Raw genomic sequence first — 24,829 nt, forward strand, 5'->3', positions numbered from 1 at the left:
GTCTACGGCTGCGCCGGGCCGAACGGCGCTTCCGGGGTGTCGAGGACGCGCAGCCAGGAGCCGTCCGGCTGACGTCGTACCACCTGAACCCAGCCGGCGGTGTTGTCCGGCGGGCGGGTCGAGGTGATGGCGAGGTCGCCGTTGCGCACGGTCGGCAGCAGGGGCTGCGGTTCGATCCGGCCGGGGCGGGCGACCAGCTGGGTGAACACCTCGCGCATCGCGTCGTGGCCGATCGTGCGCGCCCCGGGCGGGAAGGCGATCATCGCGTCCGGCTCGTACAGCGCCACCATTCCTTCGACGTCACCTGCGTTGACTCGCTCGACGAACAGCCGGGTCAGATCCTCCGGTTCGGCTGCCTGCTCGCGGGTGGTGGTCATCAAAGCTCCTCTCGTAGGATTCCAGTCTGCACCGAAAAGCCGGGCCCGTGCCGGGGCGCCGAGCTTTGAGTCCACTGTGGATAGTCAGGGGGAGGTGGCGCTGGGTGTCGAACCTGTCCAACGTGAACCCACATTAGCACGCACAAAACAACACCGAATCATTGTGAAGTGCAGATCCGACCGGTAACGTTCGCCGAGGGACCCACCGTCGGGAGGTGTTCGTGTACGCCGAGGAACGGCATTGGACGATCCTGGAGCAGGCACGGAAGAACGGCCGAGTCGACGTCGCGGTGCTCGCCTCCCAGTTCGAGATCACCACCGAAACGGTGCGCCGCGACCTGACCGCGCTGGAGCGGCGCGGTGAGCTGCGCCGGGTGCACGGCGGTGCGATTCCGATGGAGCGCATGGGTTTCGAACCCGGTGTGTCGGCGCGCGAGTCGGTGATGATCGCGGAGAAGACCCGGATCGCCAAGGCCGCGCTGGAACTGGTGCCGGAGGAGGGCGCGATCCTGCTCGACGCCGGCACCACGGTGGCCAGGCTGGCGCAGATCCTGCCGGTGGACCGCGAGCTGACCGTGGTCACCCACTCGCTGACCACCGCCTTTGCGCTGGGCGGCCGCGGCAACATCACGCTGATGCTGGTCGGCGGCAGGCTGCGCGGGCGCACCCTGGCCGCGGTGGACAGCTGGGCGCTGCACGCGCTCAACGACATCTACGTGGACGTCGCCTTCATGGCGACCAACGGGCTTTCCCTGGAACGCGGCCTCACCACGCCGGACACCGCGGAGGCGATGGTGAAGCGGGCGGCGATCGCGGCGGCCCGGCGCACCATCGTGCTCGCCGACCACACCAAGGTCGGCAACGACCACTTCGCCAGGTTCGGCGAGCTCGCCGAGGTGGACACGTTGATCACCGACGAGGGCGTGGACAGCCAGGTGGCGGAGGAGATCCGCCGCGCCGGCACGCAGGTGGTCACCGCCTGAACCGCTTGAGCGGTCCCGAACAGCTCGCGGCGGCGGGCGGGCCGGAGCCCGTACGATCGCGTCACCGGACCCGTGGCCAGGGGTGCGTGAGCTGAGAGGAGCCGGGAATGAACCTTCGCCGCGATTTGGCGGCCGGAGCTTCCGCTGACCTGGCCGGACGGGATCCGGAACTGTCCACAGTGGTCGATTTCGCGCGTGCCGCGGCGGCGGGCGCCGGACAGGCGGTGCTGCTCCGCGGCCCGGCCGGGATCGGCAAGACCAAGCTGGTCGCCACCGCACTGGACGAGCTGGACGCCGTCGCGGCCGTCACGCTTTCGGCGCGCTGCCCGGAAGACGGCGCCACCGCCTACGGTGCGGTGCGTTCGCTGTTCGACCCGCTGCACCTCACCGAGAACGGCGAATCCGCCGCCGGACTGCTCAGCGGCAGCGCCCGGCTCGCCCTGCCCGCGCTGGTGCCCGGCCGGCTCGCCGAGCCCGCCACCGCCAGCACCTACTCGGTGATGCACGGCCTGCACTGGCTGACCGCCGGCCTTACCGCCGAAGGGCTGGTCGTGCTGGCCGTTGACGACGTCCAGTGGTGCGACGAGGCCTCCCTGCGCTGGCTGGGATTCCTGTTGCGGCGCGCGGAGAACCTGCCGCTGCTGATCCTGCTGACCCAGCGCACCGGAAGCGAACTGCCCGCTGCCGCGGCGCTGGAGGAGATCGCCGGCCTGCCCAACTGCCGCACCATCGACCTGCCGCCGCTCACCGTGGACGCGGTCGGCGAGCTGCTCGGCTTGGCGCTGGCCGCGGTGCCGGACCGGCTGTTCGCCGAGAAATGCGGCGAGGTGACCGGCGGGAACCCGTTCCTGCTGGAGCAGGTGGTGGGCACGCTGCGCCGGACCGGGACCGCGCCGGAGCGGCGGAACCTGGAGGTGCTGGACGAACTCGGCCGCACCACGGTGGCGAAGTCCGTGCTGGGCAGGCTGCCGGGGGAGGCGCACGCGGTGGCGCGCGCGATCGCGGTGCTCGGCGGCGAGCAGATCGACACGGTGGCGGCGCTGGCCCGCACCCATCTGTGGGCGACCGAGTCCGCGGTGCGTGCCCTGCGCACCAACGACCTGCTCGCCGGGAACGGGCTCGGCTTCGGGCACGACCTGATCCGCCAGGCGGTGCTGGACGAGATCCCGCCCGCCGAGCTGGCCGCGTTGCGGGAACGGGCCGCCACCCTGCTCAACGACGCGGGCCGGACGGCCGAGGAGGTGTCCGTGCAGCTGCTCCTGCTGCCCGGCCCGCCGCAGCCGTGGATGACCGATGTACTGCGCGACGCGGCGGTGAGCGCGGAAAGCCGGGGCGCGCCCGCGGTGGCCGCCAGATATCTGGCGAAGGTGCTCGAAGTCGACCGGGACGATCCGAAGGTGCTGGTGCGGGTCGCTCGCGTGCTGGCCCAGGTCGACCCCGGGGCGGCGCTGCGCCATCTGGAACGGGCGCTCGACGTCGTGCGCGATCCCCGCACCAGGGTGGAGATCGCTGTGCAGTACGGGCTCACCTCGCTCACCGCGCAGAACTGCCTGCGTGCCTACGAACTCCTCGGCACCACCATCGACGAGCTGAACGAGGAGCTCGGCGACCGGCCGAGCGAGGTCGACCGGGCGCTGCGCATGCTGGCCGAGGCCACCCTGGTGACGGTCGGCATGGACGAGAAGTCCACCGTCGGCAAGGTGGGCGCGCGCTTCCGCGACCGGACCCCGCCGCCAGGGGATACCGCGGAGGAGCGCCAGATGCTGGCCATGCTGGCCGCACTCGGCGCGCTGGAGGCAAAGCCGGCCGCGTTGGTCGCCGAACAGGCCCTGCACGTGCTGCGCATCGGGGACGTCTCGGTCGGCGGCTGGGCGCTGCTCGGCGCGACCCTTCCGCTCTACCTCGCGGACCAGAACGAGCCGGCGCTGACCGCGCTGAACCAGCTGATCGCGCACGCGCAGGAACGAGGGGAGGCGTGGACGTACTGGCTGACCGCGAGCACGCGGTCGATGGCCTGGCTGTGGACCGGCAACCTCGGCGAGGCGCTGTCGGACGCGCAGTCCTCCTACGACGTGGTCACCCAGGAGCGGTGGGCCGGCCATGCCACCATGCCGCAGACCGCGCTGGCCACCGTGCTGGTGCACCAGGGCGAGGCCGTCCGCGCCGAGGAGATCTTGGACGGCATCGTCCGCCCCCGCTTCGACCAGTTCAGCCTGGAGTACCACTGGTTCCTGATGGCACGAGCCAAGGCGAGGCTGGCGCTGGGCGACCCCGAAGGCGCGCTGCGGCAGTTCCGGCGGTGTGGCGAGAGCCTGCGGGAAGGCGGGATCGCCTGCCCGGTGCTGGCCCCGTGGTGGTTCGACGCGGCCTGCCTGCTGGCCGAGCTGGGCAGGTTCGAAGAGGGCTGGGAGATCGCCGATGCCAATACGGAACCGGCCGAGCGGTGGGGCACGGCCAGGGCGGTCGGCATGGCGCGGACCGCGCGCGGGATGCTCACCGGCGGCAAGGCGGGGGTGGCGCTGCTGACCGAGGGGGCCGAGACGCTGGCCGCGTCCCCGGCCAAACTGGAACAGGCGAGGGTGGAGTACTACCTCGGCTGTGCCTTGCTGCGGGCCGGCGACGCGGAGGCCGCGCGGGACCGGTTGCGCCGGTCGATCGATCTCGCCGTGCTCAGCCGGGACCGCCGGCAGGTCGATCTTTCCCTTGCCGCCCTTGGTGCGGCGGGCGGCCGGATGCGCAGGGGCACCAGTTCGCCGTCGGACGCGCTGACCGGCAGCGAGCGGCGCGTGGCGGCCAGGGCGGCGGCGGGCGCGACCAACCGGGAGATCGCCGAGTCGCTCTTCCTCACCGTGCGCACCGTGGAACTGCACCTGACCAGCGCCTACCGCAAGCTCGGCGTGAAGGGCCGGGCGGAGTTGGCCGGCTCGTTGGGCGAGAACGCCTCCTGACCGGCGACGGGTCTGTGAATTGTTGGTTACCGGTGGGCTTCTTGTTGGCTTCCGGCCAGGTACCGGGTTGTCAATCTTTCACCTGAACGCTCGGTCGAATGCGCCCGAGCGGCGTCATTGATACGCTCGGTGCCGACATCGTTCCTGTGCTTCACCATTTCGTGCGACGGGAGGTTTGGTGCCTCATCAGCCTCCTGTGCTGCGAAAACCCTTGTCAGGCAAGAGTTTCATGGCACGTTCGACGCTCGGTCTGCCAGTATGCGCGGCGGATGGAGTAACGGAGAGCGAAATATTGCCGGCGATCTTGCGGGGTGGATCAGGTCTGAATTTCGTTCATCTTTGTTTCGGGTATCCGGGTTAGCGGCGGGCACCGTGGATGTCTCCGATAGAACGCGTCCGGGCGGCCCGGTGCAGGCCAGACCGTTCGAAGGTGATGGCCCCGGCTCATTCCTGGTCGGCCGGGACGCGGAGCTGTGCCTGCTTGGTTTCATGGTGGAGGAGCTGAAGAAGGGCCGTTCCGGCTTGCTGACCGTGACCGGCGCTGCCGGCGCCGGCCGCAGCACGCTGCTGCGGGCGGCCGTCGCGCTGGCCCGGCGAGCCGGGGTGGCCACCGGGCTGGTCCGCTGTTCGCCGCTCGAAACGGAGATCCCGTTCAGCACGGTCTCCCAGCTGGTGGCCGTGCTGGGCCCGCCGGAGCAGCTGCCCGTGCTCAGCCTGGCGATGTGCGAGCAGCCCGGCGAGGATTGCGCCGACCCGGAGTCCTCGATTTCGTTGCCGTACGAGGCATTCTCCGCGATCGTGCGGGACGCCCCGCTGCTGCTGGCGGTGGACGACGGCCAGTGGGCGGATCCCTGGTCGCACCGTTGGCTGCAGGCCATGGCGCGGCGCGCGGACCATCTGCCCGTGCTGCTGATCCGCGCGGTCCGCGACGGCGCGCTGCCCGGCCCGATGCGCGAGGCGCCCGGCTGGGGCCTGCTGGACGAGGCCTACCCGGTGGCGCCCCGCGAGCTGCGCCTCGGCCCGCTCGGTGCCGAGGAGGTTTCGGCGCTGCTCGACGCGGAAGGGCCGGGCGCGGTCGCCCCCGAGTTCGCCGCCGCCGCGGTACGGGCCACCGGCGGCAACCCGGCCGTGCTGCGTGCGGCGCTCGGCCGGTTCGCCGCCGCCGGGCTGCCGTTCGGCGCCGACGAGGTGCCCGAGTTGTTGCGCCGCGCGGAACAGGCGGTGGTGGCCAGGACCGGCCGGATCCTGCGCGGGCTGCCACCGGAGGCGGTCGAGCTGTTGCGGGTGCTCACCTTGTGCGGCCCCGAGTTCGACTTCGACCTGGTTCGGGCGGTGGCCGGGCTGCCGCGTCCGGCCGCGGACGCCGCGATGGATCTGCTGGTGCGGCTCGACCTCGCCGAGGGCGGCGAGTCGCCCCGGTGCGCCGGCGCCGCGGTGGCCGCCGGGGTGCGGGCCGAGCTGGACGCCGCCGAACGCGAACGGCTGTGCACGCGGGCGGCGGAACTGGGCCATCTTGGCGGAGTCGGCTCCAGCGCGCTGGCCGAACTGCTGCTGGAAACGCCGCCGGTGGGCGAGGACTGGGCGGTGCGCGTGCTCACCGAAGCGGCCGGGCGGCATGCCGATGCGCAGCGGTATGAGCGGGCCGCCGCACTGGTCCGCCGCGCGCTGGCGGAACCGGTGACCTCCACCGAACAGCAACGGCTGCGCGTCGACCTGGCGGCGGTCGAGGTCGGGCACGCCCCGGCGGCCAGCGACAGCCGGTTGCGCCAGGTGCTGGCCGAACCAGGTGCCGGTACGCCGCGGCTGCTGGTCCGTGCCGCGGACCTGCTGGTGTGCCGCGGTGACACCGACGCCGCGCGGCTGGCCATCGCCGAAGTCTGTGCCAACGAGGACGCAAGCGAGGAAACCGCCACGCTGAGCGCGCTCGGCTGGCTGGCCGATGAGGAATGCGCGACCGAGCCGGACATCCCGCTGTCGCCGTTGCCACCGCTGCCCGCCGAGCCCGCCGGTCCCGCGCAGGCGGGAGCGCTGGCCTGGTCACTGGTGCTCGAGGGCACGCGGCCGGACCGGGCCCGCCGGTTCGCGCGGGTCGCGCTCGCCGTCCGCGACGACGACGCGCCGTTGGGGCCGCGGATCGCGGCCAGCGGCGCGCTGATCTTCACCGGCGACGTGGCCGAGGGCATCGCCGGGCGGGACGCGGTCATCTTCGACGCGAGGCGCCGCGGTGCGCGGGCCGCCGCGGCGCAGACCCTGGTGCACCGGGCCGCGGTGATCATGCGCGCCGGTCGCTGGGACGAGGCCGCGGCCGATCTGGCCGCGGCCGCCGCGGAACTGCCGCTGTCCAGCTGGCATCCCGCGATGCTGCCCCGCTACCTGATGATCGAGATCTTGCTGAACCTGCACCGGGGCCGGATCGAGCTGGCGGAGGAGGTCGCCGACGCCGAACTGCCGCTCGGGGCCGAGCGCGGCATCGCGTGGGGATTTCTGCTCTACGCCAAGGGAGAGCTGCGGCTGGCCACCGGCGATGCCGCCGCCGCGCTGCGGTTGTTCCAGGAGTGCGGGCGGATCCTGCGGGCCAAGCGGTGGCTCAACCCGGCGGTGCAGCCGTGGCGGATCAAGGCCGCGGTGGCGCACGCACGGCTCGGCGACCTGGCCGCGGCCCGCCGGATGGCCGGTGCCGAGCTGGAGCTGGCGCGGCGGTGGGATGTGCCCGGGGTTTTCGCCGGCCTGCACCAGCCGGTGCTGGCCGCGCTCGCCGAAGCCGGGGTGGAGCTCGATCCGGACGACGTGCTGCCCGAGCGCTCGGGCACGCTGTCCGAGCCGGAGCAGCAGGTCGCCGCGCTCGCCGTCCGGGGACTGTCCAATCGCGACATCGCCGACCGGCTGTCGGTGGCAGTGCGGACCGTGGAACTGCGGCTGACCAAGGTCTACCGGAAGCTCGGTGTCGAAGGACGCGCGGAACTGCCTGCCGGTCTGGCTTCGCAGGGCTGGCAGGGATGAGATGGTACTGCTGGAGCGGGAGTTCGAACTGGCGCAACTGGACGGAGTGGTCCGCGACGTCGAGGCGGGCGCCGGCGCGCTGGTGCTGATCAGCGGGCCGCGGGGGACCGGCCGGTCGGTGCTGTTACGTGAGCTGGGCGAGGTGGCCAGGACCGGTGGTGCGGAGGTGCTGCTGGCGAGCGGGGCGTTGAGCGAGCGCGGGTTCCGCTTCGGCGTGCTGAGCCGGTTGCTGGAGCCCCTGCTGTTCGGGCCGTGGGCGCCGGGGGAGCAGGGGGTACAGCCGGACCTGTTGGCGCCCTTGCTCTCGGATGCCGGCGGCACCGGCAGCGCGGTGCCGAGAGAGCTGTTGCACGGGCTGCACGCCCTGCTGGCCGGACGCAGTGCGGCCAGGATGGTGGCGCTACTGGTGGACGACCTGCAATGGGCCGACGACGCGTCCTTGCGCTGCCTCGCGTACCTGGTCACCCGGCTGAACGGGATGCGGGTGCTGATCGGTGCCGTGTTCACCGATGGCGCGGTGCGCAGCCGCACCCAGCTCGCCCGTGAGTTCACCGGCGGTGCCGCGCACGAGCTGCGCAGCAGACGGCTTTCCCTCGCGGCGAGCAGGACGCTGGTGCACGAACGGTTCGGCGAAGGGGTCGAAGACGAGTTCGCGCTGGCCTGCCACGAGGTGACCGCGGGCAACCCGCGCGACCTGACCTCCTTGCTTCGGCGGGCGGAATCGACCCGGCTGGCGCCGGTCGCCGCCTCGGTGCCGGAGATCCGCTCGCTGGGTGAGGCCGACCGCCGGGAAAGGCTGGCTTCGGTGCTGGGCGGCAACCCGGCGGCGGCGGACCTGGCCAAGGCCGTGGTGGTGCTCGGCGAGCGGGCGCACCCACGGGTGGCGGAACGGCTGTCCGGGCTCGATCCGGCCGGCCACGGCCAGGCACGGCAGGTGCTCGAAGACGGCTGGCTCTCCGTCGAGCCGCAACGGATCGGCCTGACCGACCAGGATCTGGTGTCGGTGGTCGAGGACTCGATGAGCGCCGCGGAGAGCGAGTCGCTGCATCAGCGCGCGGCGACCCTGCTGCACGGGTACGGGTACGAGCCCGAAGACGTTGCCGCGCAACTGCTTCTGGTCAACTCGCGGCTCGAGCGGTGGGCGATCGACCAGCTGCGGGTTGCCGCGGACGCGGCCAGGCTGCGCGCTGCCCCGGAGACCGCGGCCCGGTATCTCCGTCGCGCGTTGATGGACACCGATCCCGCTGGCGCGCCGAGGGCGAAGCTGCTCACCGAGCTCGCCGCGGTCGAGCTCGGCTTCGACCAGCGCTCGGCGATCCGGCACATCACCCAGGCCGTCCCGTTGCTGCCCACGGTGCTGGCGCGGGCGGCGGTGCTGGCCAGGCTGCCGCTGGCCGTGGCCTCCTCCGCGCCCGCGATCGTGGACCTGGTCCGCGCGGTCGCCGGGGAACTGGGCGACCCGTACGAGCGGCCGGCCGGTCCGGAACGGGAGTTCATCCTGAGCCTGGAGGCGCGGCTGCGCTATGCCGGGATCGAGGACCCGGTCAGGCAGGCCGCGGCGGTCGCCCGGTTGGCCGCGCTGGCGGAGGGCTGGCCGTCCGCGGCCAGCGCGGCCGAACGCGAGTTGGCGGTGGTGCTGCTGCAGGCCGCGACGGTCACCGGCCGGATGTCCGCGGACCGGGTCGCCGCGCTGGGCGGGGCGATCCTCGAACAGGAGCCCGCCAGCTCGCTCCGGGTCCGCTCGGTGCTGCAGTTCCTGCCGTTCACCCTGGTCGCCGCGGATTCGCTGGACGGACTGGGGTCCTGGCTGGAAATCGCATGGGAGCACGCGCGCCGCCGTCGCGATCCGGACACCGAGGCGTTGATCGAGGCCGGGCGCGCGGTGCTGCTGCTGGGCCTCGGCAGACCGGCGGAGGCGCGGAACAGCGCGGTGCGCGCGTTCGATCTCGCCGGTGCGACACCGGACTCGCAGGTGCTGCCCACGATCGTGGTCGGTGTGGTGGCGGGGCAGCTCGGGGACGCCGAGCTGGCCGACCGCGTGCTCGCCCTGCGTCCCGGGACGGGCGGCCTCGGCCTGTTCGCGGTGCAGCGGCTGCTGCGCGGCTCGCTGGCTGCCCGGCGCGGTGAACTCGACCTGGCACTCGCGCAGTTCCTGGACTGCGGACGCCGGATGGAGCAGGCCGGCTGGTCGAACTCCGGGGTCTACTCGTGGCGCACGTCCGCGGCGATGGTGCAGCACCAGCTCGGCAATACCGGTGAAGCGAGAAGGCTGGCCGAGGAGGAGTACGAGGTGGCGAAGGCGTGGGGCGCGCCGACCGCACTCGGCCGCTCGCTGCGGGTGCGCGGAACGGTCACCGGCGGGGAGCAGTCCACCGAACTGTTTCGGGAGTCGGTACGGGTGCTGCGGCGCTCGCCGAACCAGTTGGAGCTCGGCCAGTCGCTGATCGGCCTCGGCGCCAGGGTGGAGGGCACCGACCGGCGGGAGGCGGCCAGGTTGCGGCGGGAGGGGCAGCGGCTGGTCGGCCATGGCGCCGCGGCCTGGCCTGCCGAGGAGGCCACCGATTCGGCCGGTGCGGTGGGCTCGTCCGGCCAGTCGTCCGAGCAGCCGGCGCTGACCAGGACCGAGGCGCAGGTGGCCAGGCTTGCCGCGGACGGGCGTACCAACCAGGAGATCGCCGACGAGCTCGGGGTGAGCAGGCGCGCGGCCGAGAAGCACCTCACGAGCTCCTACCGGAAGCTGAACATCGACGGCAGGGCGGATCTGGAGAATGCACTGCGCGCCTACACCGGCTGAGCTGTGCGCGTTTCGCCGCTTCCTGGTTCATCTCGTCCTCGCCTGCCGGACAGCTGATGTTGGATCGTGTCTGCCTTTGTGGCATGCGGGCGGGACTCGGACGGGCCGGCCGGTACGGTCCCCGCAACCGGAAGTCTCGGTGAAATGCCTGGTCAGCCGGCACCGTACCGGGATGCTGCGGACCGTACCGAACCAACTCGGTTGGGTACCACAGGGTTAAGGGCGAAACCGGTGAGCTGTTGACTTGCTTGGTTTTGGCTCCATAGTCTGGATCGCGTTGGATCAGTTGGTGATTTCCAGCCACCAGGACAGATCTTCGTCTCGCGCAGCCTGAGAGGAACGATCGATGACTACAACCCAGACGTGCGCGACACCGGTCCCTTTGCAAGACATCCCAACCCGGCAAGGTGTCTCGCCAGACGGCAGGCCCGCCGAATACCGCGACATTTTCCGGTCGCTCTTCGAGCAATCCGGCCTTTGCATGGCGAACCTCGATCTCCGGCTTCGGGTGCTCGACGCGAACAGGTACTTCATCGACCAGTTCGGCCGCAGTGCGGCGGACGTGCGTGGTCACGGCTTCTTCGAGTTCCTGCACCCGAGCGTGCGGGCGAAACTGAAAACCCAGTTCTCCCGGCTGACCGAAGGCCGGAATCCCCGCTTCACCGAAAAGATGGTGGCGATAGGACCGGAGGATTCCCTTTTCGCCGGTGAGCTGACCGGCATAGCGGTCCGCGACGACCTGGAGCGGGTGGACACCTTCATGGTGCTCATGCGCCCGGACGGTGCGGCACGGGAAAGCCGCATGGTGACGAACAAGGACAAGCTGCTAAGCCAGGTGGACGCGCGCATTCTGGAGGGTGTCGCGGCCGGTGAGTCGACGGTGCAGCTGGCCGCGAAACTGTATTTGAGCCGGGGCGGTGTCGAATACCACGTGACCAACCTGTTGCGGAAACTCAAGGTGACCAACCGGCCCGCCCTCGTCTCCAAGGGCTATTCGATGGGCCTGCTCGGCGTGGGCCTCTGGCCACCGCGGGTACTGCCCGAATACATCAAGTGAAACGGTCAGGCCGCCGGCGAAGCGCGGGACGGCACGGCGCACTACAGCACAACAGGATGGAGTCGGCGTGATCGTGACCATCACCGCGAACCCCAGCCTCGACCGCACCATTCAGGTCCGCAAGCTCGTCCGCGGCGGACTGCACCGGGCGTCTTCGATCCATGTGGATCCCGGTGGCAAGGGCATCAACGTGGCCCGCGCACTGGTGCTGAACGGGCTGCCGGTGCGGGCCGTGGTCGCCGCCGGCGGCGTGGAGGGCGAACAGCTCATCTCGCTGCTGGAGCTCTCCGAGCTCGATGTGGTGCCGGTACCCGCGGTGGGCCCGGTGCGGATCAACGTGAGCGTGGTGGAACCCGACGCGACCGTGACCAAGTTCAACGAACCCGGCGCGCTGCTCGGCTCGGCGGAGGCGAAGGCGCTGTCGGAAACAGTGCTCCGGCACTCCGCGGACGCGCGGTGGGTGGTGATCGCCGGTAGCCTGCCGCCGGGCGCGGCGATCGACTTCTACGGCGAACTGGTCCGTGCCATCGGCGACTCGGCGGCATCGGTCGTGGTGGACACCAGCGGCCCCGCCCTGCGGCCCGCGGTGGCCGCCGGGCCGGCACTGGTCAAACCGAACCTGAGCGAACTGGAAGAGGCCGTCGGACGGCGGTTGGACACGCTCGGGGACGTGGTCGCGGCCGGTCGTGAGCTGGTCGACCTCGGCGCCGGTGCGGTGCTGGCCAGTCTCGGCAGGGACGGCGCCGTGCTGCTCTCCGGGCAGAACTGCTGGCACGCGGAGGCTCCCGCGGTCGTCGGCAACTCGGTCGGGGCTGGTGACGCGCTGCTCGCCGGCTTCCTCGCCGCCGGCGGTGCCGGGCTGCGCGCGCTGGTCACCGCGGTGGCCTGGGGCTCGGCCGCCGCGTCGCTGCCGGGCAGCACCATGCCCGGCCCGGAGCACCTGCACCCCCGGCTGGTACTGGTCGCCCCGGAACTCGAACAGGACAGGAAACTGCACCGAGACTCTTGAAGAACGACCCCCTGGGGGAACCGGAAAGGAGGCCGGTGTCACCCGGCACCGGGCACGAGAAGCACGAGCTGACGCTGGGAAGTGACGCGGATGGCGAGCACGGACGTGTCGACGGGCAAGCGCATACGCCTTGTGGTGCAACGGTTCGGTGGTTATCTGTCGGGCATGGTGATGCCCAACATCGGTGCTTTCATCGCGTGGGGCCTGATCACCGCGCTGTTCACGCCCGGTGGCTGGCTGCCGAACGCGCGGCTGGCCGAGCTGATCGATCCGATGATCAAACTGCTGCTGCCGATCCTGATCGGCTACACCGGCGGCAGGCTGGTGCACGGCCAGCGCGGCGCGGTGGTCGGCGCGGTCGCGACGGCCGGGATCGCGGTCGGCGCGGACATCCCGATGTTCCTCGGCGCGATGGTGGTCGGCCCGCTCACCGCCTGGCTGCTCAAGCTGTTCGACGTGCACCTCGGCAAGCGGGTGCGCGCCGGGTTCAAGATGCTGGTGGACAACTTCGCGGCCGGCATCATCGGTGCCGTGATGGCGGCGCTCGGCCTGTTCGCCATCGGCCCCGTACTGGAGGCGGTGACCAAAACGCTCGGCAACGGGGTCCAGTTGCTGCTGGACCTCCATCTGCTGCCACTGGTGTCGATCATCGTGGAGCCGGCGAAGGTGCTCTTCCTGAACAACGCGATCAACCACGGGGTGCTGGGCCCGCTGGGCATCTCCCAGTCGCTGGATGCCGGCAAGGCGATCGCGTTCCTGGTGGAGCCGAACCCGGGACCCGGTTTGGGCGTGCTGCTCGCGATCACCTTCTTCGGTGCCAAGGCGATGCGGGCCACCGCGCCCGGCGCGATGGTCATCCAGTTCCTCGGCGGGATTCACGAGATCTACTTTCCCTACGTGCTCGCCGCGCCGAAGCTGCTGCTCGCCGCCATCGCCGGTGGGGTGTCCGGCGTTTTCGTGTTCAGCGTGACCGGTGCCGGCCTGGTGGCCACCCCCTCGCCCGGCAGCATCGTGGCCATTCTCGCCGTCACCCCCAAGGGCGGGTACTTCGGTGTGCTCGCCGGTGTGCTGGTCTCGGCGGTGGTGTCCTTCGTAGTGGCTTCGGTCCTGCTGAAGTTCGGCCGCGAACGCGCGGATCGTGGCGCGGAGGTCGCGGCAGGTGGCGTGGTGCGCAAGGAAGACGAAAGGAGTAGATGATGACCAGTATCGAGGGCTCGGACGTGCGCAAGGTCGTGATCGCGTGCGACGCGGGGATGGGCAGCAGCGCGCTCGTGGTGGCGCAGCTGGCGGACCGGCTGCGGCCGTTCTCCGTCTCGGTGGCGCAGGCGGCCGTCGACGAGATCCCGGCGGACGCGGATCTCGTGCTCTGCCAGGAAAGCCTGCTCGACCGGGCGCGCCGGAAGGACTCCGGCACGGTCGTGCTGGGTTTTCAGAGCTTCTTCGGCGACCCGGTGTTCGATCGGGTGGAGCAGGCCGTCCGGGACGGCGGCTCCCTTGACGGCTGAGCCGGAGCCGCTCGCCCCCGCCGCGGTCCTTTTCGGACGGTCGGCGCGGGATCGTGCGGACGCGATCGAGCAATGCGGCCGACTGCTGGTCGAAGCCGGGGTGGTGGACGAGCCCTACATCGCCGCCATGCACGAGCGTGAGGCGTCCGTCTCGACCTTCGTCGGGGAGGAGGTGGCGATCCCGCACGGGACCGCCGACTCCCGCCGGCACGTGCGGCGGGCCGCGGTGGTGCTGATCCAGTTCCCGGCCGGGGTGGACTGGGGCGGACAGCGGGTACGGCTGTGCGTGGCGCTCGCGGCCGCCGGGCCGGACCAACTCGGGCTGCTGGCCGCGCTGGCCAAGGTGCTGCTAGATCCCGGCCGCGCGGCCGCGCTCCGCGAGGCCACCGATGAGGAAACGGTCACCCGGTTGCTTCGTTCGGCGCAACCGGCTCGGGAGGGACAGAACCAGTGAAGGTCGCACGTTTCTACGCCCCAGGTGATCTGCGGATCGAGCAGGCACCGGAGCCGGTGGCCGGCCCGCGCGAGCTGAAGCTGCGCGTCCGCAACTGCTCCACCTGCGGCACGGACCTGAAGATCCTCCGGCACGGGCACCACCATCTCGACCCGCCGCGGGTGATCGGGCACGAGATCGCCGGTGAGGTGGTCGAAGCCGGTGCCGAAACCGACGGATTCGCGCCGGGCGACCGGGTGCAGATCATCGCCGCGATCCCGTGCGGAGACTGCGCCTACTGCGGGCGCGGCTGGCAGACGGTCTGCCCGAACCAGCGCTCGATGGGCTACCACTTCGACGGTGGTTTCGCCGAGTTCCTCACCGTGCCCGAGCAGGTGCTCCGGGTGGACGGCGTCACGCACATTCCGGCCGGGCTCGGTTACGACGAGGCGTCCGTGGCCGAACCGCTGGCCTGCGTGCTCAACGGCCAGGAGCTGGCCGGGGTCGGCCCCGGCGACGTGGTGGTGGTCTTCGGCGCCGGCCCGATCGGCTGCCTGCACACCAGGCTGGCGATGGCCCGAGACGCGGAGGCGGTGTACCTGGTTGAGCTGAACCGGAGCCGGCTCGAGCTGGCGGCCGCGGTGGTCAAGCCGGACGTGGCACTGTGCCCATCGGACGTGGATGTGGTGGCTGCCGTGCTCGAGCTGACCGGCGGCCGCGGCGCGGACGTGGTGATCACCGCGGCCGCGTCCCGTACCGCGCAGGAGGACGCGCTGCGCCTGGTGGCGCGCCGGGGCAGGGTGAGCTTCTTCGGCGGTCTGCCCAAGGACGATCCGGTGATCGGCTGCGACTCCAATCTGGTGCACTACCGCGAGCTCACCATCGTGGGGGCCAACGGTTCCACCCCGGCGCACAACAAGCAGGCGCTGGAGCTGATCGCGTCCGGCGCGGTCGGGGTGCACGACCTGATCACCCACCGGGTACCGCTGGACGGGGTGCTGGAAGCGATCCACACGGTAAGCACCGGTGAAGCGATCAAGGTGACCGTCGAGCCATGAGGGTGACGCACGGACGGCGGACGCAGCGGCGAGTGTGCATAACGCTCATTTGGATGTGACACAGTGACCGTGGAGGGTTTGCTGATCGAGCGGGAGGACGAGATCGGGCTGATCTCGTCGGCATTGGACGGCGAAGGCCGGCTGGTGCTGTTCGATGGTCCGCTCGGCATCGGGCGGTCCGCCTTGCTGGCCGCGGCGGCCGAGTCGGCGCGGGTGCGCGGCGTGCCCGCGTTGCGTGCCATGGGCGCGCCCGCCGAACGGCACATCCCGTTCGGTGTGCTGTGGCAGCTGCTCGACCGCGCCGCGGTGACCCGGAACGCCGCGGTCCGCGAAGATCTCCCGCATGACCTGGACGACGCGGCGCTGGTCCGGGTCGCCGCACCCTTGCTGGCTTTCGCCGGTGACGGCCCGCTGCTGCTGCTCGTGGACGACCTGCACTGGGCCGACACGCCGTCGCTGCGCTGGCTCACCGCGCTGACCGCCGCACCGGTTCCGGTGGTGGTGGCGGCCACCTGCCGGGAGACCGAGCCGGAGGTTCCGGAGCTGGCACCGCTGCTGGCGCGTTCCGCGCGCCGGCGCACGCTGGCGCCGCTCAGCGTGGACGGGGTTCGGCGCGCGATCGTCGGCCGCTTCGGCGCGGCCGACGACGGTTTCGTCCGGGCCTGCCATCAGGCTTCGCGCGGGCGGCCGCTGTTCCTCACCGCGATGCTGCGGGAGCACGGTCAGGAGCGGGACGCACTGGAGTCCCGTCCCGCGGTGATCGGCGAGCGCGCCCTGTTCGCCTTGGGCGGGCAGCCGTCGCCGGTGTGGCGGGCCGCGATGGCGGCGGCGCTGTTCGATGATCCGCCGGGCGGCCGGTTCCTCGCCGAGCTGGCCGGCCTGGAGCAGGCCGAGGGCGAGGCGGCCCTCGGCACGTTGGTCGCGCTCGGCGTGCTGACCGGGACGGCCGAGCCGGAGTTCGCGCATCCGTCGATCGGTGTCGCGGTGCGGAGCGTGCTGACCGCGGACGAGCTGACCGCCGGCCACCTGCGGGCCGCGCGGCTGCTGGCAGCGGAAGGCAGCTCACCGGGGGCGATCGCGCGGCACCTGCTGGCCGCGGACGTCGCGCCGGATGAGTGGGTGGCCGGGGTGCTGCACGCGGCCGGGTTGGAGGCCTTCGAGCGCGGCGAGTCGGAGCGGGCGATCCGCTGCCTGCGCCGGGCGCTGCTGGGCGCCGGTGCCGACCGCGCGGTGGTGCTGGCCGACTTGGCCGCGGCGGAGCGCTCGTCGGCGCCGGTGGCCGCCATCCGGCACCTTTCCCAGGCGCTGCCGGGGTTCGGCTCGTCTCGCCGCCGGGCGGAGGTACTGGCCACTGCCCCGCCGATGCTGCTGGGCGTCGCGCCGAGGTCGCTGACCGGTGCGCTGACCGAGCTCGCCGCGGAGCTGGGTGACCCGGCCGCGGTCGGTATCGCGGAAGGCGAGCCGGCGCTGGCCGTGCAGACCAGGTCGCGCTGTGCCGGGCTGACCGACCCAGTGTGCCTCGCCGACTCCGCGGACCGCTTGCGCGTGCTCGGCGCGGAAACCCCATTGGACACCCCGGCGCGGCGTGACCAGGCCGCGGTGCTGCTCTACGCGGCCACCTTGCGCGGGACCACTGGCGCCCGTCTCTCCACAATGGACACAGTAGACACTGTGCTGCCGCTGGCGGCGCGGGTGTTGCACGCCGGTCCCGCGGACCTGCTGTCCGCCGTCCCGCTCGCCGCGCGGTCGCTGGTCGCGGCGGACAGCGCGGCCGAGGCCGTGGACTGGCTCGCCCCGCTGGCCGCGCGAGCTCGTGCCCGCAGTGGGCCTGGCGCGGCCGAGACGTTGGTCGCGGAAGCCGAGTTGTCCTTCGCGCTGGCCAAGGCGTGCCGGTACGGCGAGGCGGCGAAACTCGCCGAAGGGGCCCTGACGCGTTGTGACCCGGAGCTGACGCCGGTGGTGTCGCGGTGTTTCGAAACGCTGGTGGTGGTCGCGATGGACACCCAGAAAGCGTTCAGCGAAGGCTACCCGGCCGGTGAGCACCTGCCGGTGTGGACCAGGGAGCTGGTTCGCGGCGTGTCGGCGATCGGCTCGGCGGAGGCCGTAACGGCGCTGGAGCACCTGCTCGAATGCGGGCGCGAGCTGGACCGGATGGGCTGGGCGAATCCCGCCGTGCTGCCGTGGCGAAGCTGGGTTTCGGTGCTGTACCACCAACTCGGCCGGGTGGACCCGTCCCACGAGCTGATCGCCGAGGAGCACACCCGTGCCCTCGAATGGGGGGCGCCGTCCGCGGTCGGCCGGGCGCTGCGGGTGTGGGGCAGTGTGACCGAAGGGGCCGCCGGCCTGGACCTGTTCCGCCGCGCGGTGGACGTGCTGGAAGGATCGGCGGCCACTGTGGAGCTGGCCAAGGCGCAGCTGGCCCTCGGTGCGCGGTTGCGCGGCACCGACCCGGCCGAGGCGGCCATGCGGTTGCGGCGCGGTGCGATGCTGGCGGAGTCCTGTGGGGTGGCGGGACTGGCGCCGCAGGACGGGCACGCCGAGCCGGCCAGGACGGTCCGGGCGGAGCTGACCAGGGCCGAGCTCAGGATCGCGCGGCTGGTCGTGGCCGGACTGGCCAACCAGCGGATCGCCGACGATCTCGGGGTCAGCCTGCGCGCGGTGGAAAAGCATCTGACCAAGGTTTATCGCAAGCTCGGCGTGCCGGGTCGGGCCGGGCTCGTCGAGGCGGCGGAACGGTTGGAACGACTGGAACGGTTGGAACACTGACGGACCGCGGCGAATGTTAACCCATTGTTTATCCCGGAATTCTGTCCGTCGCGGAAAAGGAAAAGTCTCGTCGATTCACTAGCTCACCCGGTGTTTTGTTGGCAGTGACACCGGTACTTCAAGAGTCGGGGCCATGGTTTCGAAAGGGGAACAGATGTCCAGGGACATCGGAGCGGTGGTCGACTCCGTGGTCGACACGGGCACGACCGGATCGCTGGGCGGCCCGCTCCGGAAAGCGCTCGCGGTGCTGGAGGTGCTGTCGGAGGCGTCCGGGCCGTTGACGCTGTCCGAGCTGTCGCAGCAGGTGAGCCTGCCGAAATCGAGCCTGCACCGGATGATGCGGGTGCTGACGGATCTCCGGCTCGCCGTCCGGACCGAGTCGAAGTCCTACGAACTCGGGGACTACCTGTTCCAGCTGGCCTCCAGCCGCGGACTGGCCAGGGTGCAGAGCGTCAGCTACGCGATCATGCCGTTCCTGCTCGACCTGTTCCGACTCACCCGCAGGGTGGTCAGCGTGGGGGTGCTTTCCGGGATGGAGGTCCAGCACGCCGGAACCCTCTACGGCCAGGAGCACAGCAGGTTCGCGATGGCACTGACCCAGCCCGTCCCGGCGCAGACTTCGGCGGCTGGCAAGGTCTTGCTCGCGAAGAGCGCGCGGCACGCGATGGACCTCTGCGGCACCGTGCCGGTCGAGTCGCAGCTGACCATCGCCAGGGCGGACCGGATGAAGCGCGAGTTCGACCTGATCCAGCGGACCGGGCTGTCCTATGCGAAAAGTACCCATATTCCCGGCTTCGTCGAGGTCGCGGCTCCGGTCTACTTCGGAAACGTGCACCCGGTGGCCGCGGTCGTGGTGGGTGGCACGGTGAACCAGCTGGACTTCCGCAGCGTTGGGCGGGTCCTGCTGGAGACGGTCGGCTGCATCGAGGTGAAACTGGCCGGTGCCTGCTGACGACCGGGCGTGCTCAGAACCGCCTGCCGGTGATGAACGCGGCGACCTCCAGGAACTCGTTTCGCGTGTCCTCCTCGATTTCCGCGGTGGCAAGGCATTCTTCCGCGGCGGCGATCTGGCGGGCGGCCTCGTCGTGCGCCCAGTCCCGTCCGCCCGCGTGTTCCACCAGGTCCGCGACCCGCTGCACCTCCGGCTCGCTCAGCGGCTGAGACCGCAGGTAGAGCGCGGAAAGTTCGTCGGCGTGCCGGGTGTTCAGCGCTGCCACCACGGGCAGCGACTTCTTGCCGACCCGCAGGTCAGCGCCGGCCTGCTTCCCGGTGCGTTCCGGGTCGCCCCAGATGCCCAGCAGGTCGTCCACCAGTTGGAAGGCGAGCCCGACGTGCTCACCGAAGTCGTGCAGCCGGCCGACCAGAGCAGGATCCGCCCCGACCAGCTCGGCGCCGAGCGAACAGGCGCACGCGAGCAGGGCGCCGGTCTTGTTGCCCGCCATCTCCAGGCACTCGGCGAGGGTGACGTCGTGGCGCCGTTCGAAGCTGACATCGGCGGCCTGGCCGCTGATCATCCGCTGGGTGGCCGACATCAGCGACGCGGCGGCCGGGCGGGCGCCAGTGCCGTTCGCGTTGAGCAGCAGCGCCGCCGCGGCGGTCAGCAGCGCGTCACCGCCGAGGATCGCGTTGGGCACCCCGAACAGCGTCCACGCGGTGGGACGGCTCCGGCGTGCCGTGTCACCGTCCATGATGTCGTCGTGCAGCAGCGAGAAGTTGTGCACGAGTTCGATCGCCACCGCGGCCGGCACGCAATCGGCGGGCGGGCTGCCCGCGGCCTGCGCGGAGAGCAGGACCAGCGCGGGCCGGAGGAGCTTGCCGCCCCAGGCGTCGGTCGGCCTGCCATCGGCGTCCGCCCACCCGTGGTGGTACTGGGCGACCCGCCCCATTTCCGGGCACAGGTAGTGCTGCACGGCCTCGCGCAGGGCGGGCCCGACCATCGTCATCCCGGTGTCGAGGGCGACCGGCACCCTCCTGGTCGATGCGGTGGTCATCACGCCACCGCCGCGTCGGTGGTGCGGAGAACTGCTGCTGTGCGTCGCATGGTGTCGAACCCTTCGCTGTCTGGTGAGCGGGTCATGGGGTGGGCAGGTCGGCCGGCGTCGGAACCGGCGAACGCAGCAGCGATCGCCGGAGAACCTGAGGGGAGGTGAGCAGACTGTGCGGCGGGGCAAGGAGGAAGAGGACGTCCCGGAAGGCGCGGCACACCACCGGATCACCCGGTACCCGTTCGCGTACGCGCTCGAGGTACCAGTTGAGGAACTCGTTGACGGGGCCGGTGCGGACCGCGTTGCCGGCGGCTCCTGGCATCGGGCTGTCCGCTCCGGTGGCGACGTCCCAGGCGCCACGGGAGGAGCGCAGGACCGCTCGTTGCAGGCTGTGTGCCGAAGGCGCGTGCCGGGTGCGGGCTAGTGCCCGGCCCAGCGCCACCGCGTTCAGGGCCGCGACGGACAAGCCCTGTCCGTACACCGGGTTGAGGGCGCACAACGCGTCCCCGACGACGAGGAGCCCGCTGCGGGTGTGCCCGGCGCGGTCGCGGTCGTAGCGGCGGCGCCGGTTCGAGGTGTGCCGGTACCCGACGGGACGGCCGGCCGGACTCGCTTTGCTGAGCCACTTGTGCGGGGCGTCGTGCGGAAGTCCGCCGGCGAAGTCGACGAAACCCGCCAGCTCGGTGGGCGGCGCCTGTCCGCGCGGCCCGGACAGGGTGACCATGCAGCGGTCGTTCTCGACCGGCAGGATGATCGCACCGAAGGGCTGCGCGGCGTCGGGGACGATGTAGAAACCCTTGACCTCATCGGCCGGTCCGGTGTTGTCGGCGTGGAAAACACAGGTGGCGTAAGCCCGCCCGGTCTCCAGTACCTCCTCGTCGACCGCGGCCGCGCCGAGTTCGGTCAGCCATTCGGGCGTGCGGCTGCTCCGGCCGGTGGCGTCCACCACCAGGTCGGCCAGCAGGTTCCGGGGTGCCCGGTCGCCGGCTCCCCGGCCGCGGGTACGCACCCCGATGATGTGCTCGGGCCTGCCGAGCAGAGCCGTCACCTCGGTCGAGGTCAGCACCTCGATCCGCGGATCGGCCAGGACGCGCCGGCGAAGGACGTACTCCAGCAGCGGCCGCGACGCGGTCATCACCGGAGCGGACGGATTGTCGCGTGAGACCCACTGCGCCGCCTGCCACACACCGAGATCCGCCGGGACGGAAAGGCAGGGCCCACCCGCCTCCCGCAGTTCGCCTGGCAGTCCGGGCAGGAGTTCGCTCAACGCGTCCAGACCACTGGTCAGCAGCACGTGGGTGTGCCGGGATTGGGGAACGCCCATCCGGGGCTCGGGGCCGCCTTCGTAGTGGTCGCGTTCCAATACCGTCACCCGCTCGGCATGGCGGGAAAGCACGTGAGCCGCAAGCAGTCCCGCCACACTGCCGCCCAGCACGACTACTTGCCCTAACGATGGATCGGGGGACAGTGCGCGCATTTCTCGCCCTCTCAGAATCTTTGCGGGACACCCGCACCCGATCGATGGGGGCATGCGCAAAAAGCCTCGCATGCCCCATCTCAGGAACGCGTCCGCGGCAGTGCGCCGACCGGGCAACCGGCGATTTCACCGGACGCCTTGCCGTTCAGCCGCCGTGCCAGATAGCGAAGACCGGAAGTCTCACCCGAGCCGGGCTGGTTGCCGATCATGTACTGGACCAGTTGCAGGTGCGTGCGCCGCCACCGTCGGACGGCATCGCGGAGCTCCGTCGCGGCGCTGTGCCCGATGTCCATCGCGGGGAGGCGCTCGGTCAGTTCGAACAACTCGTGGAACTGCGCGGACTGCATACCGCTCGCCGTGCCGAACAGATCCCGGAAACGCAGGAAGTCCGCCGGGTCCAGGGTTTGCCGCAGCAGCGTCAGATGTCCTTCCAGCGCGTCGATCAGCCGGGTCGCCCGCTCGGCCCGGTACCGGAAGCAGCGTGCACCGCACTGGTTCGCTTCGAGGTGACGGAGGTCGGTGAGGGCCTGCCCGAGCAGGATCTCGGAAGCCTGGTGCACCACGATGAACAGCCGCTCGCTGTCGCACAGGTCCTCCTGCTCCGGCGGCGTGAGCGGATGTTGCAGCGCCAGCAGTTCCTTCAGGTGCAGGTATCTCGAATAGGTCATGGCGGTCACAAGAGCCACCTCCTCGGGTGCGTCTTCCCGCTACACCAGGCGGCCCGGCACGGTGAGTTCGCTGAGCGCGTTCCGGTGCTCGGTGGGCGGGAGCGCTTCCAGGGCCCGCCCTGCCAATCGCGCGTAGAGATGCGACATTTCCCGAGCGGACTGAACCGCTCCGAAAGCGTGCACGAGTTCGGCCATGGACTCGTGCCGTTCTTCGGCCGGCAGATCGAGGTCGGCCAGCAGGCGTTCGATCAGCCTTTGCTGATCGCGGGGTGCGCGGCGATGCGCGAGCAGCACGGGCAGTGTCGGCCGGCCGTTGCGAATGTCGGAAATGTTCGGCTTACCGGCCTGGGTGCCGTCATAGGCCATCAGATCGTCGCGAATCTGATAGCCGATGCCCAGCAGATTGCTGTAATGTTCGAGCGCTTCGATCGAACCGTCGTCGGCCCCGCTGAGGGTGGCACCCAGACCGCAGGCCATCCAGAGCAGTGCGCCGCTCTTGTCCCTGATCATGTCCAGATAGGTCTCGGTGGAGCAGATGCTGCGGCCCATCCGGATCTCCTGGACGGCCGCATTGCCGATGCGTAAACCGGTCTGCGACAACACGGTCAGCCCCCTGGCGACCCGCGCGGCTGGCACACCCGCGTCCTGGCATTCGGCCAGTGCGGCGAAACCGTGGAAGAACAGCCCGTCGCCGCCGACGATCGCCGTCGGCGCCCCGAAAGTCGTCTGCGCGGCCGGTTTGGCCCGCCGCTGCGGGTCGCTGTCGATGATGTCGTCGTGCATCATCGCGCCCACCTGAATGCATTCCACCGCCAGTGCGGCCGGCAGCACTGGCGCTATTTCACCGCCCACCGCCAAACTGGACCGGATAAGCAGCCAGGGGCCCATCATCTTGCCGAAAGGTACCAATCCGTAACGCACTATCTCGTCGAGTCCGGAGACATCGTTCGGCCAGCGGCATTCAACCTCGGCGCGGACGAGAGCGGCTATCTCGGGATCGGCAACCTGCGGCACATCGATCTCCGTCATACGGTCGACTTTAGGTCCGCGGAACCGCGTTGTCGGCAGAGAAGGAGCACACCGGCCCAAAGGGGAACACCGGGCGGACCGTTCGGCCCGTGCGGACATTTTCGCGCTATCCGGCGTTCTTCGCCGAATGTTAGCTTCCTTTCGCGGATGAGCCATCGGTCGGACCCGAGGTCCCGATGGCCACTCAGCTCGAACCTGATGGCCCTGAGGTGAGCGATTATGTACGGAGAGCCGAATCGTCGGCGCGGAGCCTGCGGATGACCGAAACGCGGCCGGCGCGTTCCGAACGGGCCATCGTCGTCGTGGTGGCCGTCGCGGCCGGAGTGGCCGCGATGACCCAGACCCTGGTCGTGCCCCTGCTGGGGGAGCTGCCGAGACTGCTCGGCGCGGACACGGCCGACACTTCGTGGGCGGTGACCGCGGCGCTGCTGGGCGGCGCGGTCACCAGCCCTGTCATCGGCAGGCTGGGGGACCTCTACGGCAAGCGGCGGCTGCTGCTGATCGTGCTCGGGTTGCTGAGCGCGGGTTCGGTGCTCTGCGCGGTTGCCGATTCGCTGCTCCCGATGATCGTCGGGCGCGCGTTGCAGGGCGTTGGCATGGGAATCGTCCCGCTCGGCATCAGCTTGCTGCGGGATGTTCTTTCCCCGCAACGGGTCGGCGCGTCGATCGCGCTGACGTCCTCGGTACTGGGGGTGGGCGCGGCACTGGGTCTGCCGTTCGCCGCGATGAGCGCCCAGTTCGGCGACTGGCACCTGCTGTTCTGGGAGATCGCTGCGGTGACCGTGCTGATCGGCGGGCTGGCGGCCTGGCTGGTGCCCAAGGCGCCGGGGCTGGCTCGTGGCCGCTTCGACCTGATCGGTGCGCTCGGCCTGACCAGTGGCCTGACCGCGTTGCTGCTGGCCATCTCCCACGGCGGTGAATGGGGCTGGTCCAGCGTGACCACCTTGGCGCTCTTCGCCGGCTCGGCGGCGTTGCTCGCGGGCTGGGGCGCATGGGAGCTGCGCGTGACCGATCCGCTGATCGATCTCAGCACGGCCGCGCGGCGCCCGGTGCTGCTCGCGAACATCGCCTCGGTCGTGGTCGGCTTCGCGATGTACGCGCAGACGTTGATGGTGCCGCAGCTGCTTCAGCTTCCGGTCGCGACCGGGCACGGCCTCGGCCAAACGATGTTGCAGGCGGGGTTGTGGATGGTGCCCGCCGGGGTGGCGATGATGAGCGCGTCACCGGTGGGTGCCCGGCTTTCGGCGGCCCGTGGCCCCAAGGTGTCGCTGATGCTGGGCACGGTGTTGATCGGGCTCGGCTATGTGGCCTGCCTGGTCTGGATGGATTCCACCGGGGGACTCGTCTTCGGCACGGTGGTGACCAACGCGGGTGTCGGCTTCGCCTACGGCGCGCTGCCGGCGCTGATCATGGGTGCCGTGGCGCCATCGGAAACCGGGGCCGCCAACGGGTTCAACACCCTGATGAGGTCCATCGGGTCCTCGATGGCCGGCGCGGTGATCGGTGTCATCTTCGCCGAACTGAGCGCGCCGATGGGCGTGACGACCGTTCCGCTGCGGGGTGCTTTCGTGCTCGCAGCGGTGGCCGGCATGGTCAGCTCGCTCGTCGCGCTGGTGGTGAGCGGCCTGATCCCGGTCCGCAAACGATCCACTGTGGACGATTTTCCGGTGAAACGCGTGTTGCGCGCACCCGTCGTCGAGGCGCAGGACAGTCCCGTTGCTCCCAGGACAGAAAGGTAGT

The 24,829-nt window shown here is 70.9% G+C and carries 18 protein-coding genes; 13 read left to right on the forward strand and 5 right to left on the reverse strand.

Features of this window, described 5'->3' with window-relative positions:
* Nucleotides 1–2: 2 nt before the first annotated feature.
* Nucleotides 3–377, reverse strand: coding sequence for a YybH family protein (locus tag AMYNI_RS0137465; protein WP_020673256.1), 375 nt, complete (start codon nt 375–377; stop codon nt 3–5).
* Between the two features lie 221 nt (nt 378–598).
* On the opposite strand from AMYNI_RS0137465, the gene AMYNI_RS0137470 reads away from it, so the two are divergent.
* The 12 genes from AMYNI_RS0137470 to AMYNI_RS0137530 all read left to right on the forward strand — a co-directional run bounded on the left by AMYNI_RS0137470 (nt 599) and on the right by AMYNI_RS0137530 (nt 18,882).
* Nucleotides 599–1,360: a DeoR/GlpR family DNA-binding transcription regulator gene (locus tag AMYNI_RS0137470; protein WP_026361415.1), complete on the forward strand. Its 762-nt coding sequence runs from the start codon at nt 599–601 to the stop codon at nt 1,358–1,360.
* A gap of 107 nt (nt 1,361–1,467) precedes the next feature.
* Nucleotides 1,468–4,308, forward strand: a complete 2,841-nt coding sequence (locus tag AMYNI_RS0137475; protein WP_020673258.1) for an ATP-binding protein — start codon at nt 1,468–1,470, stop codon at nt 4,306–4,308.
* A gap of 408 nt (nt 4,309–4,716) precedes the next feature.
* Nucleotides 4,717–7,308 carry a helix-turn-helix transcriptional regulator gene (locus AMYNI_RS46340; RefSeq protein ID WP_020673259.1) on the forward strand — a complete coding sequence of 864 codons (2,592 nt, stop codon included), beginning with the start codon at nt 4,717–4,719 and terminating at the stop codon, nt 7,306–7,308.
* Nucleotides 7,250–10,102, forward strand: a complete 2,853-nt coding sequence (locus AMYNI_RS0137485) for an AAA family ATPase (RefSeq protein WP_020673260.1) — start codon at nt 7,250–7,252, stop codon at nt 10,100–10,102. The genes AMYNI_RS46340 and AMYNI_RS0137485 overlap by 59 nt, the downstream gene beginning before the upstream one ends.
* 346 nt (nt 10,103–10,448) lie before the next feature.
* Nucleotides 10,449–11,159, forward strand: a complete 711-nt coding sequence (locus AMYNI_RS0137490; RefSeq protein WP_084628575.1) for a helix-turn-helix transcriptional regulator — start codon at nt 10,449–10,451, stop codon at nt 11,157–11,159.
* A 67-nt stretch (nt 11,160–11,226) separates the two neighbouring features.
* A complete protein-coding gene (locus AMYNI_RS46345) occupies nt 11,227–12,168 on the forward strand; it encodes a 1-phosphofructokinase family hexose kinase (RefSeq protein WP_020673262.1) in 942 nt (313 codons plus the stop codon).
* Between the two features lie 90 nt (nt 12,169–12,258).
* Nucleotides 12,259–13,365, forward strand: a complete 1,107-nt coding sequence (mtlA, locus tag AMYNI_RS0137505; RefSeq protein ID WP_084628576.1) for a mannitol-specific PTS transporter subunit IIC — start codon at nt 12,259–12,261, stop codon at nt 13,363–13,365.
* Nucleotides 13,365–13,673 carry a hypothetical protein gene (locus tag AMYNI_RS0137510; RefSeq protein ID WP_020673264.1) on the forward strand — a complete coding sequence of 103 codons (309 nt, stop codon included), beginning with the start codon at nt 13,365–13,367 and terminating at the stop codon, nt 13,671–13,673. Before mtlA ends, AMYNI_RS0137510 begins: the two co-directional genes overlap by 1 nt.
* The gene (locus AMYNI_RS0137515) at nt 13,663–14,127 is read left to right on the forward strand and encodes a PTS mannitol transporter subunit IIA (protein ID WP_020673265.1); all 465 of its coding nucleotides are present in this window, start codon (nt 13,663–13,665) and stop codon (nt 14,125–14,127) included. Before AMYNI_RS0137510 ends, AMYNI_RS0137515 begins: the two co-directional genes overlap by 11 nt.
* Nucleotides 14,124–15,164 (forward strand): zinc-dependent dehydrogenase, encoded by a 1,041-nt coding sequence (locus tag AMYNI_RS0137520; RefSeq protein ID WP_020673266.1) that lies wholly within the window; start codon nt 14,124–14,126, stop codon nt 15,162–15,164. Before AMYNI_RS0137515 ends, AMYNI_RS0137520 begins: the two co-directional genes overlap by 4 nt.
* A 63-nt stretch (nt 15,165–15,227) precedes the next feature.
* Nucleotides 15,228–17,930, forward strand: coding sequence for an AAA family ATPase (locus tag AMYNI_RS50645; protein ID WP_020673267.1), 2,703 nt, complete (start codon nt 15,228–15,230; stop codon nt 17,928–17,930).
* A gap of 154 nt (nt 17,931–18,084) precedes the next feature.
* Nucleotides 18,085–18,882 (forward strand): IclR family transcriptional regulator, encoded by a 798-nt coding sequence (locus tag AMYNI_RS0137530; protein ID WP_020673268.1) that lies wholly within the window; start codon nt 18,085–18,087, stop codon nt 18,880–18,882.
* 13 nt (nt 18,883–18,895) lie between these two features.
* Here AMYNI_RS0137530 and AMYNI_RS0137535 read toward each other — a convergent pair whose 3' ends face one another.
* The 4 genes from AMYNI_RS0137535 to AMYNI_RS46355 form a co-directional block, all read right to left on the reverse strand.
* Nucleotides 18,896–19,921, reverse strand: coding sequence for a polyprenyl synthetase family protein (locus AMYNI_RS0137535; protein WP_020673269.1), 1,026 nt, complete (start codon nt 19,919–19,921; stop codon nt 18,896–18,898).
* A gap of 82 nt (nt 19,922–20,003) precedes the next feature.
* A complete protein-coding gene (locus AMYNI_RS0137540) occupies nt 20,004–21,464 on the reverse strand; it encodes an NAD(P)/FAD-dependent oxidoreductase (protein ID WP_342667776.1) in 1,461 nt (486 codons plus the stop codon).
* Between the two features lie 8 nt (nt 21,465–21,472).
* Entirely contained in the window at nt 21,473–22,060 is a 588-nt protein-coding gene (locus tag AMYNI_RS47605) for a tryptophan 2,3-dioxygenase family protein (protein ID WP_157357647.1), read from the reverse strand.
* 39 nt (nt 22,061–22,099) lie between these two features.
* The gene (locus AMYNI_RS46355) at nt 22,100–23,089 is read right to left on the reverse strand and encodes a polyprenyl synthetase family protein (RefSeq protein WP_026361417.1); all 990 of its coding nucleotides are present in this window, start codon (nt 23,087–23,089) and stop codon (nt 22,100–22,102) included.
* 257 nt (nt 23,090–23,346) lie between these two features.
* Between AMYNI_RS46355 and AMYNI_RS0137560 the strand changes: the two genes are divergently transcribed.
* The gene (locus AMYNI_RS0137560; RefSeq protein ID WP_020673274.1) at nt 23,347–24,828 is read left to right on the forward strand and encodes an MFS transporter; all 1,482 of its coding nucleotides are present in this window, start codon (nt 23,347–23,349) and stop codon (nt 24,826–24,828) included.
* Nucleotide 24,829 lies beyond the last annotated feature (1 nt).

Origin of the sequence: Amycolatopsis nigrescens CSC17Ta-90 (assembly GCF_000384315.1) — a bacterium.
Taxonomy (GTDB): Bacteria; Actinomycetota; Actinomycetes; order Mycobacteriales; family Pseudonocardiaceae; genus Amycolatopsis; species Amycolatopsis nigrescens.

What these genes read in the sequence shown, in the direction of transcription:
- AMYNI_RS0137560 (WP_020673274.1), top strand. Translation starts at nt 23,347, where the DNA reads ATGACCGAAACGCGGCCGGCGCGTTCCGAACGGGCCATCGTCGTCGTG.
- AMYNI_RS0137475 (WP_020673258.1), top strand. Translation starts at nt 1,468, where the DNA reads ATGAACCTTCGCCGCGATTTGGCGGCCGGAGCTTCCGCTGACCTGGCC.
- AMYNI_RS0137530 (WP_020673268.1), top strand. Translation starts at nt 18,085, where the DNA reads ATGTCCAGGGACATCGGAGCGGTGGTCGACTCCGTGGTCGACACGGGC.
- AMYNI_RS0137465 (WP_020673256.1), bottom strand. Translation starts at nt 377, where the DNA reads ATGACCACCACCCGCGAGCAGGCAGCCGAACCGGAGGATCTGACCCGG.
- mtlA (WP_084628576.1), top strand. Translation starts at nt 12,259, where the DNA reads ATGGCGAGCACGGACGTGTCGACGGGCAAGCGCATACGCCTTGTGGTG.
- AMYNI_RS0137510 (WP_020673264.1), top strand. Translation starts at nt 13,365, where the DNA reads ATGACCAGTATCGAGGGCTCGGACGTGCGCAAGGTCGTGATCGCGTGC.
- AMYNI_RS0137540 (WP_342667776.1), bottom strand. Translation starts at nt 21,464, where the DNA reads ATGCGAGGCTTTTTGCGCATGCCCCCATCGATCGGGTGCGGGTGTCCC.
- AMYNI_RS0137490 (WP_084628575.1), top strand. Translation starts at nt 10,449, where the DNA reads ATGACTACAACCCAGACGTGCGCGACACCGGTCCCTTTGCAAGACATC.
- AMYNI_RS47605 (WP_157357647.1), bottom strand. Translation starts at nt 22,060, where the DNA reads ATGACCTATTCGAGATACCTGCACCTGAAGGAACTGCTGGCGCTGCAA.
- AMYNI_RS0137535 (WP_020673269.1), bottom strand. Translation starts at nt 19,921, where the DNA reads ATGACCACCGCATCGACCAGGAGGGTGCCGGTCGCCCTCGACACCGGG.
- AMYNI_RS46355 (WP_026361417.1), bottom strand. Translation starts at nt 23,089, where the DNA reads ATGACGGAGATCGATGTGCCGCAGGTTGCCGATCCCGAGATAGCCGCT.